The sequence below is a fragment of the Pseudomonas kielensis genome, assembly GCF_030505375.1.
Lineage (GTDB): Bacteria > Pseudomonadota > Gammaproteobacteria > Pseudomonadales > Pseudomonadaceae > Aquipseudomonas > Aquipseudomonas kielensis.
In genome coordinates this window covers 4341770-4357185 of sequence record NZ_CP130043.1, presented here as the reverse complement: position 1 = coordinate 4357185, position 15416 = coordinate 4341770, and the positions used below count along the sequence as shown (strand labels likewise).

The following is a 15416-nucleotide window of genomic DNA, read 5'->3' as shown; positions in this document are numbered from 1 at the left end:
GCCTGTCGTCATGTTTAGCCGCAGGGGGCTCATAACTGGACGTGTTGCAAGCCTCTACTACGCAGGGCAGCGACCAGGCCCGATATGTCATCAAACAAGCGGCCATTCAAATCCCCCCAGCGCGAACCTTCAATGAACACCTTGAAGTCCACCTGTCCCGGGTTCTTTCCATAGGACTTGATAAAGCTGTACTCAATTTGATCATCCCGCGAGCGCGAGACCACTTTCAGGTCCCTGGTCAGGACATCATCAATGAGAAACATCCCTTGCTTGGGCAAGGCTTTTTCAAAGAGGGCAAACACATCAGGATCGGTATTGTATGGGTTGCTTTTAGTCATGGCGCAACATCCTTGCTGCTGATTAATGAACATCCAGCATAACTAAATGTTAAACCCAGCCTATCCCGTCACGGCGACAGAACATGTAGGAGTGGCCCCCTACATGACGACAGAGATAGAACCTCGGCTTGAGCGCCTTGTCAGTTACCAGAACCGCTGTTGGGTCAAGCGGCTCCACCACGTCAGCAACAGGCGATCCACCGATCCGCTGGCAGCCAGCCCGACCCGCTCCTGCAAACTCTTGCGCTCGGCATAGTGCAGGTGGAACAACTCGGCGCCCTTGGCGCGTTCGGCCAGGTATTCGTCGCTGGTCTTGAGTTCATCCACCAGCTGTTTGTCCAGCGCGGCGATACCCAGCCAGACTTCCCCGGTGGCCACTTCATCGATGGCCAGTTGCGGGCGATAACGGGCGACAAAGTTCTTGAACAGTTCATGGGTCACATCCAGGTCTTCCTGGAACTTTTCCCGGCCCTTCTCGGTGTTTTCGCCGAACACGGTCAGGGTGCGCTTGTATTCGCCCGCGGTGAGGACTTCAAAGTCGATGTCGTGCTTTTTCAGCAACCGGTTGACGTTGGGCAACTGCGCCACCACACCGATCGAGCCGAGGATGGCAAAGGGGGCGCTGATGATCTTCTCGCCGATGCACGCCATCATGTAGCCACCGCTGGCGGCGACCTTGTCGATGCACACGGTCAGCGGCACGCCGGCCTGGCGAATACGCGCCAGTTGCGAGGACGCCAGCCCGTAGCTGTGCACCATGCCACCGCCGCTCTCCAGGCGCAGGACCACTTCGTCCTTGGGCGTGGCCAGGGACAGCAGCGCGGTGATTTCGTGGCGCAGGCTCTCCGTGGCAGAGGCCTTGATGTCGCCGTCGAAATCGAGGACGAACACCCGCGGCTTGGCCTCAGGCTTTTTCTTCTGTTTCTTCTCGGACTTGGCTTCGGATTTGCGCAGGGCCTTGAGCTGGTCCTTGTCGAGCAAGGTCTGCTCCAGGCGCTCACGCAGCCCCTTGTAGAAATCATTGAGTTTGCTGACCTGCAACTGGCCCGCTGATTTACGCCGGCCCTTGCTGCGCAGTGCGGCAAAACTGGCCAGGACCACCAGGATGGCGATCACCAGGGTAACGGTTTTAGCCAGAAAACTTGCGTACTCGGCAAAAAACTCCACATGGACTCCTTAACGACGGTGCGCCGCTCGACTCGCGGGCGCGGATAGCTCCAGCATACCCATGCGGCCACGTCGCGGCCAGCCGTGAAACCTGATGGGAAGGGCCTCCAACGAGCATTTCAAACAAGCGTATGTTTTTTCATTGACAGCTCACCGGCATCCTCATAACCTCGCAAAACCTTCAACGTACCGGGATGACGCGGACGTGGGCAGCATCTACTTGATTCGACATGGCCAGGCCTCCTTCGGTGCAGACGACTACGACGTGTTGTCGCCGACGGGTGTGCGCCAGGCAGAAATCCTCGGCAGCCACCTGGCTGAGCTGGGGCTGAGCTTCGATCGCTGCCTGGCCGGCGACCTGCGCCGCCAGCAACACACCGCCACCAGCGCCCTGGCGCAATTCGCCGCCGTTGGCCTGCCGGTGCCGACCCTGGAGACCGACTCGGCCTTCAATGAATTCGACGCCGACGCCGTAATCCGTGCGCTGCTCCCGGACCTGCTGCCCGAAGAACCCGAGGCCCTGCACATCCTGCGCAACGCGGCGCACAACCGCGGCGAGTTCCAGCGCATCTTCGCCCTGATCATCGAGCGCTGGCTGACCGGCACCTACGACACACCCGGCCTGGAAAGCTGGCTCGGTTTTGTCGAACGGGTGCAGGCCGGCCTGCAGCGCATACTGGAACAGGCGGACAACACCCAGAAGATCGCCGTGTTCACCTCCGGTGGAACCATTACCGCCCTGCTCCACCTGATTACGCTGATGCCAGCCAAACAGGCTTTCGAACTGAACTGGCAAATCGTCAACACCTCGCTCAACCACTTGAAGTTCCGTGGTCGCGAGGTGGCGCTGGCTTCCTTCAACAGCCATGCCCACTTGCAACTGTTGAAGGCCCCGGAACTCATCACTTTGCGATGAACCCCGGATTACTGTGACCCTTGTTGTAACACCCCATAAAAGGATCGAACCATGACCTCCGTAGCTGACGCCGTACAAGCAATGCAAGCCAAGTTCAACCCAGCCGCCGCTGCCGGTCTGGACCTGGTGTTCGGTTTCCGTATCGACGAAGACAAGAACTTCTCGCTGGTTGTCAAAGACAGCACCTGCGAACTGAAAGAAGGCGAGAACCCGGACGCCCAAGTGACCCTGGTCATGGACGGCGAAACCCTGCAAGGCATCGTCAGCGGCGAAACCGATGGCATGCAGGCTTTCATGGGCGGCAAACTGCGCGCTGAAGGCGACATGATGCTGGCGATGAAACTGTCCGAGCTGTTCCCGGCCTAAGCCTGCGGCCTTCCCGGTGGAGGCCTGGCCAGGCAACACACGAATCCCGCCGTCATGGCGGGATTCGTCGTTTCAGGTCCCCGGTGGGTCTTCAACGCCCGCTTGCTCTACACTGCTGGACCCTTTAGCTCAGCGGCCGCCCCATGGACATCGATCTCGCCCGTACCTTCCTGGAAATCGTTCGTTGCGGCAGCCTGGCCGCGGCCGCGGAAAAACTCCACGTCACCCAGACCGCGATCACCGCACGGGTGCAAAAACTCGAGAGCCAACTGGCCTGCACCCTGTTCGTGCGCAACCGTGCCGGCGCCCGCCTGACGGCCGACGGCGAAGCCTTTGTGGTGTATGCCAATCAACTGGTGCAGACCTGGGAAGCGGCCCGCCGCGACCTGCCCCTGCCGGACGGCTATCGCAATGTGCTGCACATCGGCGGCGAGATCAGCCTGTGCAATCCGTTGATGCTCAGTTGGGCCCGCGACATTCGCGCCAACATTCCGGCCTACGCCCTGCGCACGGAAATCAGCAACGGCGAAACCCTGCTGCGCCAGCTCGAAATGGGCGTACTGGACGCCGCCCTGGTGTTCCAGCCCGAATACTGGCCGCGGTTGCAGGTCGAGCAACTGCTTGAGGAAAAGCTGATCCAGGTGCGACTGCCCGCGCTCCCCGAACCCTATGTGTACATCGACTGGGGCAGCGACTTTCGCCGCCAGCACGACTCCGCGTTGCCGGACAAGGCCAAGGCCGTGCTGAGCTTCAACCTCGGGCCGCTGGCGTTGCAGTACATTCTGCAGAACGGGGGCGCCGGTTACTTCCGGACCCGCGTGGTGCAGTCCTATCTGGACAGCGGGGTGCTGGAGCGGGTGCCCAAGGCGCCGGAGTTCAGCTACCCGACGTTCCTGGTGTATTCGCGCGATCGTGATTCCCAGGTCCTGCAGCAGGCGTTCGAGTTGCTGCGCCAACTGGTCCAGCGCGACAGCGACTGGTCACAACGCTGGGACCCGTTGCTCTGAAGACATTCAGCGCCTGGATCAAGCGCTATTACGCAGATCCATTGGCCGGATAATTTGCCCGCGACTAATCTTCTGTCACTAACAACGACAACAGGTGATCAGGGTGAGGCAAACCACGCAGGCGTTTCGTAACCGTTATCGCGCCGAGATCCACCGCTTCTACAATCCGTGGCTGCACGCAGGGTTTGTGCTGGCGTTCGGGATCACGGCGATCAGCCTGTTCTGGAGCACGCTGGAGCAAGTGCAGCCGCTCGAATGGCTGGCGGTGCCACTGACCTTGCTGCTGTTCAACCTGGTGGTCTATACCGTGCACCGGCACCTGGGCCATCACAAACACGCCTTTGCCCGCCTGTTTTATGCCCGGCACGCCGGCGATCACCACAGTTTTTTCGCCCCTGGCCAAATGGCCTACGACACCGCGCGCGACTGGCGGGTGATCCTGTTCCCGGCCTGGCTGATCGTGCTGCATTGCCTGCTGGTCACCCTGCCCGCCTGGTGGTTGCTGGCGCAGTTCAATGACAACGTCGCCGCACTGTTCGCTGGCTGCATGATCCTCGGCTATTTGACCTACGAAGTGTTTCACGCCTGCGAACACCTGCCGCCGAGCAATCCGCTCACCCGCCTGCCATGGATCCGCCAGATGCGCCACCTGCATCAACTGCATCATCGGCGCGAGCTGATGCAGGCGCGCAACTTCAATATTGTGTTGCCACTGATGGACTACCTGTTTGGCACGCTGTACTGGGAAGACCACCCTGACCACGCCCACCTGCCTAGGAGCAGAACACCCATGACCCGCCTGCAGCACCAGATCGACATTGCCCGCGAGCCGATTGCCGTGCTCGCCTACGCCAGCAGCGTCAGCCGCTGGCCGGAGTGGCACCCCTCCTCGCTGCGGGTCGAGGGGCCGCAGGGACCGCTGCACGCCGGGGCACGTTTTGAAGAGGACATCCACGCCGGTGGTCGCGCCGGGCACTTGAGCTGGGAGGTCAACGAATACTTGCCGGGGCGCCGCTGGAGCGCCCGGGCCCAGGGCGATCATGGCCTGGAGCTGCTGCTGACCTATGAATGCAGCAGCGAGGGCGACGGCTGCCGTTTTGTACGCACTCTGGAGTACCGCTTCAGCGGCCTGTGGATGCGCCTGGCCAATCGGTTGCTGCTCAAGCGACGGATCGACCGCGAGTCAGCGGTGTCGCTGCTGGCCCTGCGCGACCGGGCGCTGGGCACGCTGCTCAAGCCTGCCGGAGCTGTCGCTTGATGAGCCGCGCGCGCCGGCGCGTCAGCCTCAGTGGCTTGCTGTTGGTGGTCGTGGTGCTGGTCGGCCTGTTCCTGCTGCTAGCGCCGACCCAGGTGCAACCCGTGGCCTGGACGCCGCCACCGGCACCGTCCCTGGTCTCGGGGGTGTTTGCCGAGAACCAACGGCTCAGGGACGTCGAGCACATCGGCGCGGCCAACCTCCCGGGTCCCGAAGCGCTGCTGCTGGAAGACGGCTTCCTGATCAGCGGCCTGCATGACGGCCGGGTGATCCGTACCAGCCTGGACGGCAAGGTCCTCAAGGTGCTGACCGACACCGGCGGTCGGCCCCTGGGCCTGGCCCGGCATCCGGATGGCCGGCTGATTATCGCCGATGCCATCAAAGGCCTGCTGGCCCTCGATACCCAAGGCCAGTTGATCGCCCTGAGCACCGAGGCCGGCGGCGTGCCCTTGGGCTTTACCGATGACGTAGTCATCGACCGGACCGGGCACTACGCCTATTTCAGCGATGCTTCCAGTCGGTGGGGCTATGGCCATGATGGCGAGGCGATCATCGAGCACGGGGGTGACGGGCGCTTGTTGCGCTATGACTTCCAGACTGGCAAGACCGAACAGTTGCTGGACCGCCTGGAGTTCGCCAATGGTGTGGCGCTGGGGCCCAATGACAGCTTTGTACTGGTCAACGAAACCGGTGCCTATCGCATAACCCGTTACTGGCTGAGCGGCCCCAAGGCACGCACCCGTGAGGTGTTCGTCGACAACCTGCCGGGCTTGCCGGACAACCTCAGCTTCAACGGCCAGGAGCGTTTCTGGGTGGCGCTGTACGCACCGCGCAACAGCCTGCTCGACGGGCTGGCCGGGTATCCGTTCGTGCGCAAGATGGTCGTCAGGGCCATGATGCTCCTGCCCAAGCCGGTGGAGCGTCGAGCGTTTGCCCTGGGGCTGGATCTGGACGGCAAGGTGATCAGCAACCTGCAGGATGCCAGCAGTGGCAACTACTCACCCATCACCACGGTTCGCGAGTATGGCGACTGGCTGTATTTCGGTTCGCTGAAGTCCAGTCACATGGTGCGACTGCCCTTGGCCAAGGCGTTGTCGGCAGGGCCTTGAGTCAATCACGGGGGCGACGCTGCGCCCCCGCCGAGTGGTCACGCCTTGGAGGCACCGTTCAAGCTTTTGGAGATTTCGTCTTTGATCGTAAGGCGTTTGGCCTTGAGCTTCCTCACCTCGTCGTCGGCCTGGGCGGCGGCTTCCGCCTTCAGTACCTGGGTGTCGATATCCGAGTATTTATCCAGCAGCGCGTGCAGGTGGGGATCATTGGCACGCTTTTTCTGAATCTCTTCCTTTGAATAGCTCAAGTCCTGATACAGGTCATGTTTCACCGGCATGGAACACCTCCGTTTGTTGATCGGTGGCGAGCACTTGTCCTGTGTTCACCAGTTATCAGCATGGCCTTGCCTGAGGGTCGCTGTCGACCGCCAATCGGACCAGCGGTGTCCGTTCGTCGGCACCCTCACCCTCGACCGCCCTCTTCCAGGACATTGCGGATCATGCTTAACAGCGTATCCGGGCTATAGGGCTTGCTCAGCAAGTGGGTGTCGGGGCTGAGCTGATGATTGTCGGAAATGATGTCGCGGGTATGGCCCGAGGTGAACAGCACCGCCACCGCAGGCACCTGGACCTTGGCCCAGGCGGCGAGATCGGAACTCTTGATCAACCCGGGCATCACCACGTCGGTAAAAATCAGGTCCACCGCCACGCCGTCCAGCAGCAGTTGCATGGCACTGTCGCCATTGGCCGCGAGCACCACCTGGTAGCCCGAGGCCTGGAGAAACTCGACGGCGGTATCGCGCACTTCCTCGTTGTCTTCCACCACCAGGATCGTCTCGTTGCCGCCCGTGTGTCGCACGCCGCGCGGTGGCACCTCGCGGCTCTGGGCCCGCTCGCTGCGCGGAAAATACATGTGCACGCACGTACCGCCGCCGACCTCGCTGGTCATCTCGATATGCCCGCCGCTCTGCTTGACGAAACCGAACACCATGCTCAAGCCCAGGCCGGTGCCCTGGCCGTCGGCCTTGGTGGTGAAGAACGGTTCGAAGGCCTGCTTGAGGGTGGCCGCGTCCATGCCCTCGCCGGGATCGATCACTGACAGGCGCACATAGTCGCCAGCGCTGATGCCCTTGCCGGCACACACGAATCGATCGAGCACGACGTTTTTGCCACTGATCACAATCGTGCCTTCGCCATGCATGGCGTCACGGGCATTGATCGCCAGGTTGAGCAAGGCGTTTTCCAACTGGTTGCGGTCGACTGAAATACACCAGGGGTCGTCGGGCAGTTGCACATCGATCTGAATGGTTTCACCCAGCGCCCGTTGCAGCAATTCCCCCAGGCCCTGGTAGATCTGCCGAGTGTTATAGACCGCCGGCGACAAGGGCTGGCGGCGGGCGAAGGCGAGCAGTTGCGAGGACAGCATGGCACCGCGCTCGACGGCCGCCAGTGCGGCACCGACCCGGCGCTGCACGTTGGCGTTGCCGGCTTCATGGCGGGCCAACAGGTGCAGGTTGCCGGCGATCACCTGCAACAGATTATTGAAGTCATGGGCAACGCCGCCGGTCAGTCCACCAATGGCTTCGAGTTTCTGCGACTGGCGCAATTGCTCTTCCGCGGCCAGGCGCCCCTCCACCTCATCGGCGACCCGCTGCTCCAGGTTGCGGGTGAACTTGAGCAAGTTCTCTTCGGCGATCTTGCGCTCGTGGATATCGATCAACACCCCGGGAAAACGCAGGGGTTGTCGTTGTTCATCGAACTCGCAGCAACCACTGGCCAGCACCCAGCAATAGCTATCATCCGCCCGCCGGATACGGTACTGGGCATTGAACGGGCCACCCACTCTCAAGGCCTGCTCCACCAGTCGGGTAACCTCTGGCAAGTCATCGGGATGGATCCTGGTTGCGGCGAACTCGGGTGACAACAGCTCCAGCGACTGCTCGCTCGGATAGGAGAACGTCCGGGCAAAACGCTCATCCCCAGACAGCAGATTGGCCCGTATGTCCCAGACAAACGACCCCAGCAGAGCCCCGGCGTTGAGCGCCAGGCGCACCCGTTCGTTGTCGGCGCGATAGGCCGCTTCGGCCTGTTCGCGCAGGCGCTCGGAGGTCATGTGGGCGGTGGTTTCCACGACAATCGCCAGGACCCCGGCCGGCACGCCGTCATCGTCGGCCACCGGGCTGTAGTAGAGGTCCATGAACACGGCTTCGGGCTGGCCGTTACGCAACAGTTCCAGCTCTTTGTTGCGGTACGAAAGGGTGCCACCGGCCAGGCAGGTGTCGACCACGTTGCGGTTGAACTCAGCGACTTCCGGCCAGCCGAGTTCCACTGGTGAGCCGAGCAGATAGGGATGACGCCCGCCGGCAAACACCGAATAGGCATCGTTGTAGATCATGTAGCCGGGGCGCCCCCAGAGCATCACCAGCGGCACCGGCGAGGCCAGCAGCAACTGCACCGAGCTGCGCAGGCTGCGCGACCAGGTGTCGAAGCTGCCGAGTTCGGTCAGGCTCCAGTCGAACGCGCGGATGCGTTCGGCCATTTCGCCGCTCCACCCGCTACAACCATGGTTCTGCGTTAGAAACTGCATCGATGGACTCTGTGCGCACAGGGCAAAGGTGGAACAACGGACCGACGCAGACGAGCCTGCGCTCAAGCTTTGAGCGCGGCCGACGCTGATGGTTTCATTGTTGTCCAACTCTCGCCGCTTGTCAGCCCGCAGCGTGCGGGTCGAACGAAGCCTGGATCAGCCGTGAGTCGAGCTCAATCGGTGCCGTACTTGGGTGAACGCGGCCCATACAGCAGACCTGCCGGTTGCCCGGCTGACAGCAACCGTACGCTGGTGATGCCGGCAACCGGGTGGCCGGCGTCGGTGGAGCTGTTGAGGATCTGTTTGACCGCCGCGGTAATCAGCATGCCGACCAGGCCGCCGCCGCCACCGCCGCCACTCTCTTCGCTGGAAGCCCGGGCGGTGCCGGTCCACAGGGTAGTGCCGGTTCGCAGGTCCACCAGTTTGGCGCTGGCCGTGACCACCGTGTCGCTGGCGATCAGCATGTAGCTGGTGCCGTACTCGCTTACGGTGATGTAGAGCGCGGCGTCGGCACCGAAGATTTCCTGCAGCTTGTTGGCAGGCGCCTGATGGATGTCTGCCGGCGTGGTCAGGCCGTTCTGTCGAAAGGTCTCGTCAACCAGGGCGATGGGCAAGACGTAGTAACCGGCTTCCGCCAACGGGAAGGTCACCTGGGACAGCATGCTGTAGGTGGCCTTGACGTCTGGCGAGTCGTTTAGCGGCGGTAACACCAGGATGCTTTTCGGACGGCTTTGCTTGTACGCCGAATAGTCCACGGTCTTGGGGCTGACACACCCACCCAGCAGGGCCAGAGCCAGGGCACCGGCCAGCAGTTTTGCTGAGCGCGTGATCATTTGGCATCTCCGGTCTTGGCGTTCTTGAGCAGGAAGTCCATGTACGGCCCGGATTCGGGAAACAGGGCTTTCTCGGTCCGCAACTGCTGCACCATTTGATCGTCCTTGCCCATGCTCAGGTACAACAGCCCCAGGTGGGCGTGGTAACCCGGTGGCGGGGTGTTGCCCTTGGCATTGATCTTCTGCAGGTCGCGTTCCAGCGCTTCGGCCTGGGCTTCCTTGGGCTCTTCGCCCTTGAAGTACTCATAGACCTGGGGCTGGTAGTCTTCCCATTGGTACAAGGTTTTCTGGGTACTGCATCCGGCCAGCAACACACTGCCCGACAAGGCCAGGGCCATCATTGGCCACGCCATATACTTGTTCATGGGTATCGCTCCTGGTGATCGAACCTTGATCAGTTGCCCGGCTTCCAGGCACCGGCGTTCATGCCGTCCACCAGACGATTGATCGCTTCGCGCATGGCCAGGTCCAGGACCTTGCCGTTGAGGGTCGAATCGTAGGAAGCGGTGCCGCCGAAGCCGATCACTTCACGGTTGGACAACGCGTACTCACCCGCGCCCTGGGTCGAATACACCACTTCCGAGGTGCTGATATTGACGATATTCAGGTTGACCTTGGCGTAGGCCACCTGGGTCTTGCCACGACCAAGAATGCCGAACAGTTGGCGATCGCCGGTTTCCTTGCGCCCGAATTCGGTGACATCGCCGGTCACCACAAAATCGGCGCCCTTGAGACGCTGGGCCTGGCCCTTGATCGCCGCTTCCTGCTGGATTTCACCCATGTTGTCGCGATCCAGCACGCTGAAGCGGTTGGTCTGCTGCAAGTGAGTGATCAGGATGGTCTTGGCCTGGCCACCGAGACGGTCTACGCCATCGGAGAAAATGCCGCGCATGTAGCTGGAGCGGTTGTCGAACTTGCCGACTGCCATAGGGACTCGAGCACCGCTCCAGGCCTGGGTGGCGCTTTCGACTTTGGCCACCGGCAAGGCACGGGAGCTTTCGGTCGCACAGCCGCCGATTGTGGCCGCGATGGCTATGGCGGCACCTGACAGCACCATCCGAGAGATCATTCTCACTGCACATTCCTTATTTAATAACTATTTATCCCGGCACGAAGTGGCCTGGTTACCACAGGTTGCAGCAACGAAAGATAATGATGGGATGGAAATCGACAGCTTGGGTTCGAGGTGTCGGCGGCGGCATTATTGCAAAGTGCTATCAACGAAGACAGCACTAACTAAGGCGCGGTGTCGGCCACCCTGGTGGTCAGTGGCAATTGGCAGTTGCCAGCATCGCTGCCACACCACAATCCTCTTCACATGCATCCTGCCGGGAATAAGACCACCACCTGCGTTTCAGCCGTCCCGCTCGCTCCAGATTGGCGACACGACCTGGGCCGACTCAATGAAAATCCCGGCTGTGCACGCTGATGCCATTGAGCAAGGGACTCAGGTCGCTCAGGCGGCCGGCGATCAGGTGGCGCACTTCGCCGACTTTTTCCCAGCGCCCGTCGACCTTGAGTAATTGCGCACCGACCAGAACCTTGCGCTGGCGCTCGGCAAGGTCGCGCCAGACCACCACATTGATGTTGCCGAACTCGTCTTCCAGGGTGACGAAGGTCACGCCACTGGCAGTGCCCGGACGCTGGCGGCCGGTGACCAGGCCGGCGACGCTGACGTTGCGCCCGTGCTCGACCTCCAGCAGCTCCCGTGAGCTGCGGCAACGCCGGGCGCGCAACGGCTCGCGCAAGAGCGCCAGCGGATGGGGCCCCAGGGTGGTGCCGACGCTGTGGTAGTCGGCGTGCAGGTCTTCGCTGACGGTGGGGACCGGCAGGCTCACCGGCGGTTCGTCCTGGCTCGGCAAGCCGGCGAACAGCCCCAGTTGCTGCTGCACCCCCGCCACCTCCCAACGTGCCCGATGACGATTGCCGGCGAGCGGACGCAAGGCGCCAGCGTCGGCCAGCAACGCGTGGGCCCGGGCATCGAGCCCGGCGCGCTGGCCAAGGTCGGCGACATCGGCGAAGGCCCGGCACAGGCGCGCCGCCTCGATACGCCGGGCGTCCTCCTCGCGAAATCCCTTGATCATGCGCAAACCCAGGCGGATCGCCGGCTGCTGCTGGCCAATCGGTTCCAGGCTGCAATCCCAGGTACTGGCGCAGACGTCCACGGGACGGATCTGCAACTGATGCCGACGCGCATCCTGGAGGATCTGGTCCGGGCTGTAGAAACCCATCGGCCAGCTGTTGATCAAGGCACAGGCAAACGCCGCCGGCTCATGGCATTTGAGCCAGCAACTGGCGTAGGTCAGCAGGGCAAAACTGGCGGCGTGGGACTCGGGAAAACCGTAGCTGCCGAACCCCTTGATCTGCTCGAAGATCTGCGCGGCAAACGCCTCTGAGTAGCCGTTTTTCAGCATGCCTTCGCGCAGGCGCACCTGGTGCGAGTCCAGGCCGCCATGACGTTTCCAGGCGGCCATGGCGCGGCGCAGTTGATCCGCCTCGCCGGGGCTGTAGTCGGCCGCCACGATGGCGATCTGCATGACCTGTTCCTGGAACAACGGCACCCCCAAGGTGCGCTGGAGCACCGCTTCAAGCGCCACGCTGGGATAGGTTTCTGGCTCCTCCTTGTTCCGCCGCCGCAGGTAGGGGTGCACCATCCCACCCTGGATCGGCCCGGGGCGGACGATCGCCACTTCGATCACCAGGTCATAGAAGGTGCGAGGCTGCAGCCGGGGCAGCATCGACATCTGCGCCCGGGACTCGATCTGGAACACGCCGATGGTGTCGGCGCGGCAGATCATCTCGTAGGTCGGCGGGTCTTCGGCCGGGATACTCGCCAGGCTCAGGTCCAGCCCGCGATGGTAGCGCAGCAGGTCGAAGCAGCGGCGAATGGCGCTGAGCATGCCCAGGGCCAGGATGTCGACCTTGAGCAGGCCGACCATGTCCAGGTCGTCCTTGTCCCACTGGATGATCGTACGCTCGGCCATCGCCGCGTTTTCCACCGGCACCAGGCTGTCCAGCGGCTGCTCGGAAATCACGAAGCCACCGGGGTGCTGCGACAGGTGCCGGGGGAAGCCGATCAGTTGCCGGGTCAGGCTCAACACCCGGTGCAGCAGCGGGGTGTCCGGGTCAAAGCCGCTTTCACGCAAACGCGCAAGCGGCGGCGCGTCGTCACTCCAGTGGCCACAGCAATCGGCCAGGGCGTTGATCTGGTCGGGCGGCAAGCCGAGGACCTTGGCCACATCGCGGATCGCTCCGGCCGCGTGGTAAGTGCTGACCACCGCCGTCAGCGCGGCCCGGCGCCGGCCATAGCGCTGGAACACGTATTGCAGGACCTCCTCGCGGCGTTCGTGCTCAAAGTCGACGTCGATGTCCGGCGGCTCATTGCGCTCGCGGGACAGGAACCGCTCGAACAGCATGTTCATCCGGCTCGGGTCGATTTCGGTAATGCCCAGGGCAAAGCACACCGCCGAGTTGGCCGCCGAACCTCGACCCTGGCACAGGATGCGCTGACGCCGGGCGAAGCTGACGATGTCCTCGACGGTGAGGAAATAGCTCTCGTAGCCCAGTTCGGCAATCAGTTGCAGTTCCTTGTCGATCAGCGCCAGCACCTTGCTGTCCGGGCCTTGTGGCCAGCGCCGGGACAGGCCCTGCTCGGTCAGATGGCGCAGCCAGGAGGTCGGTGTCTGCCCCTCAGGCACCAGTTCGCGGGGGTATTGATAGCGCAACTGAGCGAGATCGAAGCGGCAGCGTTGGGCAATTTCCAGGGTTTCGTCGAGCAGCGCGCGCGGGTACAGCTCGCCCAGCGCCTCAAGGCTGCGCAGATGCCGCTCGCCATTGGGATGCAAGCGTTGCCCGGCGGCGGCCACCGGCACATGCAGGGCAATCGCGGTCATGCAGTCCTGCAGCGCCCGGCGACCACGGGCATGCATGTGCACATCACCACTGGCCACGGCGCGGATCTGCAGCTGTGCCGCCAGGGCCCGCAGATCGGCCAGGCGCCGGGTGTCGTTCTGCCCGCAATGCAGCTCCACCGCCAGCCACAGCCGCGCGCCAAACAGCCCTTTCAACCAGGCACCCTGGGCCGGCGCGTCGTCCAGGTCCGGGTCCGGCAGCCACAAGACCAACAGCCCGGGCAGGGGCTCGGCAAAGTCTTCACGCAGGACCCGGTACCGGCCTTTTTCTGCGCGCCGCCGGGCCTGGGTGATCAGCCGGCACAGGGCCTGATAACCCTCGATGTTCTCCACCAGCAGTACCAGCTTCGGGCCGTTCTCGATGCGCATTTCGCTGCCGATGATCAGCGGCACCCCCTGCACCCTGGACGCTTGCCAGGCACGAACGATACCGGCCAGGGTGCATTCGTCGGTGATCGCCAGGGCCTGGTAGCCCTGGCGCCTGGCCCGCTCGAACAGCTCCTGGGCACTGGAGGCACCGCGCTGGAAACTGAAGTTCGACAGGCAGTGCAGTTCAGCATACCCGCCGCTCATGCGAACCAGCCCTGCAGCCACAGCGGCCCGCCCTCGCCCACCCTGCGATAGGCCCAGCCCTGCTGCCCGGCACGGGTCTGGATCAGGTAATAGTCGCGGCGCACATCGGCGCCATCCCACCAGCCGGACTCGATGCGTTCCGGCCCCATGAGAATCCGTGCCGCCCCTTCCGATACCGCCTGCGGCTCGGTCAGCAACCAGCCTGGGCGCTGCGCCCGCGACAGCAGCGTGGCAGGCTGGCTCTGGGCATGGGGTTGCCAGGCACACTCGGGGCGGTGGTCGGCCTGGAACCCCAGGCCTTGTACGGCATCGTCGCCCAGGCGGGCGCGCAGGCGCTCGCGCAGTTGCTCCCAGGGCAAGGATTGCTGTGGGCGTTCGTCGAACAGCTCGCGGCGCTGCGGTATAAAGCTCGGCAAGTCCTGCGCCGACAGGCGAAACCCGCGCACCGGGGCCTCGACCTGCACCTGTTCCAGGCGCCCCCGGGCCAGTTCGAACAGCATGCCCGGCTCACGCTCGGCGCTCAGCAGTCCGACCTTGATCAGGGTATCAGGCAGGCCGGCGTGCTCCAGGTGCAGGTCGAACCGCTGCACGCCAGCGTCACGGCCACAGAGAAACGTCGCCAGGTCAGCCGTCAGGCGGCGCAATGGAAACAGCAGGGCCTGGTGCGACTGCACATCAAAATTCAGCTCGATGCGCACATCAAAGCGGTCCGGCGGCAGGTAGAAGGCCAAGGCCAGCGGTCGCTCCCCCAGCAGGGTATCGAGGTGCTTGAGCACCGGGGCCTCGAACCGTCGGGCCAGGGTTTGCCGAGGCAGCGCCTGGACCTGGCCCAAGGTGCGCAGCCCCATGCGTGACAGGGCGCTGGCGACCGTGGGCGCCAGGCCTATGCGCTCGACCGGCATCTGCCCCAGCAGTGGCCCCAGGGCCTGGGCGTCCGGCACCGCCAGGCCGTCGTAGGCATTGGCCAGGATCCGCGCCGCCAGGGGGTTGGGCGCCGCCACCAGGCGATGGCGAAACCCCAGGGCCGTCAGTTCGGCACGCAAGCGGGCCTCGAACTGCGGCCAGGGGCCGAACAGCGCCAGGCTCGACTCGATTTCAAACAGCACCGTACGCGGGAAATGCACGCTGACCTGGGAACTGAAGCGGTAGGCCCAGGCCGCGAGAAACTGCTGCCAGTGTTCCACTCCCGCCTGGTCATAGTCGGCACAGGCAAAAGCCTTGCTCAGGGCCTGGGCGGCCGTCATCGACTGCCCGGCCCGCAAGCCCAGGGCTCGCGCCGGCTCATTCACGGCCTGCAACACCCGGCGTTGTGCCGGGCCGCTCAGCAGCGCCAGCGGTTCATCGGGGTCGCTGCGCTGACGCAAGACCGCGTCCAGCGCCAGTTGCGGGAACAGGATACAGACCCAGCGCATAG

At 63.4% G+C, this 15416-nt stretch carries 14 protein-coding genes; 5 read left to right on the top strand and 9 right to left on the bottom strand.

Features of this window, described 5'->3' with window-relative positions; genetic code table 11:
- Positions 1–29: 29 nt before the first annotated feature.
- Positions 30–338 carry a hypothetical protein gene (locus tag Q1W70_RS20390; protein ID WP_166589059.1) on the bottom strand — a complete coding sequence of 103 codons (309 nt, stop codon included), beginning with the start codon at positions 336–338 and terminating at the stop codon, positions 30–32.
- A gap of 144 nt (positions 339–482) precedes the next feature.
- Positions 483–1505: a protease SohB gene (gene sohB / locus Q1W70_RS20385; RefSeq protein ID WP_166589060.1), complete on the bottom strand. Its 1023-nt coding sequence runs from the start codon at positions 1503–1505 to the stop codon at positions 483–485.
- A 205-nt stretch (positions 1506–1710) separates the two neighbouring features.
- Between sohB and Q1W70_RS20380 the strand changes: the two genes are divergently transcribed.
- The 5 genes from Q1W70_RS20380 (at position 1711) to Q1W70_RS20360 (ending at position 6158) form a co-directional block, all read left to right on the top strand.
- Complete coding sequence (locus Q1W70_RS20380; protein ID WP_166589061.1) at positions 1711–2421, top strand: histidine phosphatase family protein; 711 nt, start codon at positions 1711–1713, stop codon at positions 2419–2421.
- 51 nt (positions 2422–2472) lie between these two features.
- Positions 2473–2787 (top strand): SCP2 sterol-binding domain-containing protein, encoded by a 315-nt coding sequence (locus tag Q1W70_RS20375; protein WP_166589062.1) that lies wholly within the window; start codon positions 2473–2475, stop codon positions 2785–2787.
- Positions 2788–2930: 143 nt separating this feature from the next.
- Complete coding sequence (locus tag Q1W70_RS20370) at positions 2931–3794, top strand: LysR family transcriptional regulator (RefSeq protein ID WP_166589063.1); 864 nt, start codon at positions 2931–2933, stop codon at positions 3792–3794.
- A gap of 103 nt (positions 3795–3897) precedes the next feature.
- On the top strand, positions 3898–5052 hold the full coding sequence (locus Q1W70_RS20365) for a sterol desaturase/SRPBCC family protein (RefSeq protein WP_166589064.1): 1155 nt from the start codon (positions 3898–3900) through the stop codon (positions 5050–5052).
- Complete coding sequence (locus Q1W70_RS20360; RefSeq protein WP_166589065.1) at positions 5052–6158, top strand: SMP-30/gluconolactonase/LRE family protein; 1107 nt, start codon at positions 5052–5054, stop codon at positions 6156–6158. The genes Q1W70_RS20365 and Q1W70_RS20360 overlap by 1 nt, the downstream gene beginning before the upstream one ends.
- Before the next feature lie 38 nt (positions 6159–6196).
- Here Q1W70_RS20360 and Q1W70_RS20355 read toward each other — a convergent pair whose 3' ends face one another.
- The 7 genes from Q1W70_RS20355 to Q1W70_RS20325 form a co-directional block, all read right to left on the bottom strand.
- Positions 6197–6436 carry a DUF465 domain-containing protein gene (locus Q1W70_RS20355; RefSeq protein ID WP_182341038.1) on the bottom strand — a complete coding sequence of 80 codons (240 nt, stop codon included), beginning with the start codon at positions 6434–6436 and terminating at the stop codon, positions 6197–6199.
- Positions 6437–6561: 125 nt separating this feature from the next.
- On the bottom strand, positions 6562–8685 hold the full coding sequence (locus Q1W70_RS20350) for a hybrid sensor histidine kinase/response regulator (protein WP_166589067.1): 2124 nt from the start codon (positions 8683–8685) through the stop codon (positions 6562–6564).
- Between the two features lie 173 nt (positions 8686–8858).
- A complete protein-coding gene (locus tag Q1W70_RS20345) occupies positions 8859–9518 on the bottom strand; it encodes a DUF799 domain-containing protein (RefSeq protein ID WP_166589068.1) in 660 nt (219 codons plus the stop codon).
- On the bottom strand, positions 9515–9883 hold the full coding sequence (locus Q1W70_RS20340) for a DUF4810 domain-containing protein (protein ID WP_166589069.1): 369 nt from the start codon (positions 9881–9883) through the stop codon (positions 9515–9517). The genes Q1W70_RS20345 and Q1W70_RS20340 overlap by 4 nt, the downstream gene beginning before the upstream one ends.
- 29 nt (positions 9884–9912) lie before the next feature.
- The gene (locus Q1W70_RS20335; RefSeq protein ID WP_166589169.1) at positions 9913–10587 is read right to left on the bottom strand and encodes a CsgG/HfaB family protein; all 675 of its coding nucleotides are present in this window, start codon (positions 10585–10587) and stop codon (positions 9913–9915) included.
- Between the two features lie 331 nt (positions 10588–10918).
- Complete coding sequence (locus tag Q1W70_RS20330) at positions 10919–14023, bottom strand: error-prone DNA polymerase (RefSeq protein ID WP_302097811.1); 3105 nt, start codon at positions 14021–14023, stop codon at positions 10919–10921.
- The gene (locus tag Q1W70_RS20325; protein WP_166589071.1) at positions 13999–15414 is read right to left on the bottom strand and encodes a Y-family DNA polymerase; all 1416 of its coding nucleotides are present in this window, start codon (positions 15412–15414) and stop codon (positions 13999–14001) included. Before Q1W70_RS20325 ends, Q1W70_RS20330 begins: the two co-directional genes overlap by 25 nt.
- Between the last annotated feature and the right edge of the window lie 2 nt (positions 15415–15416).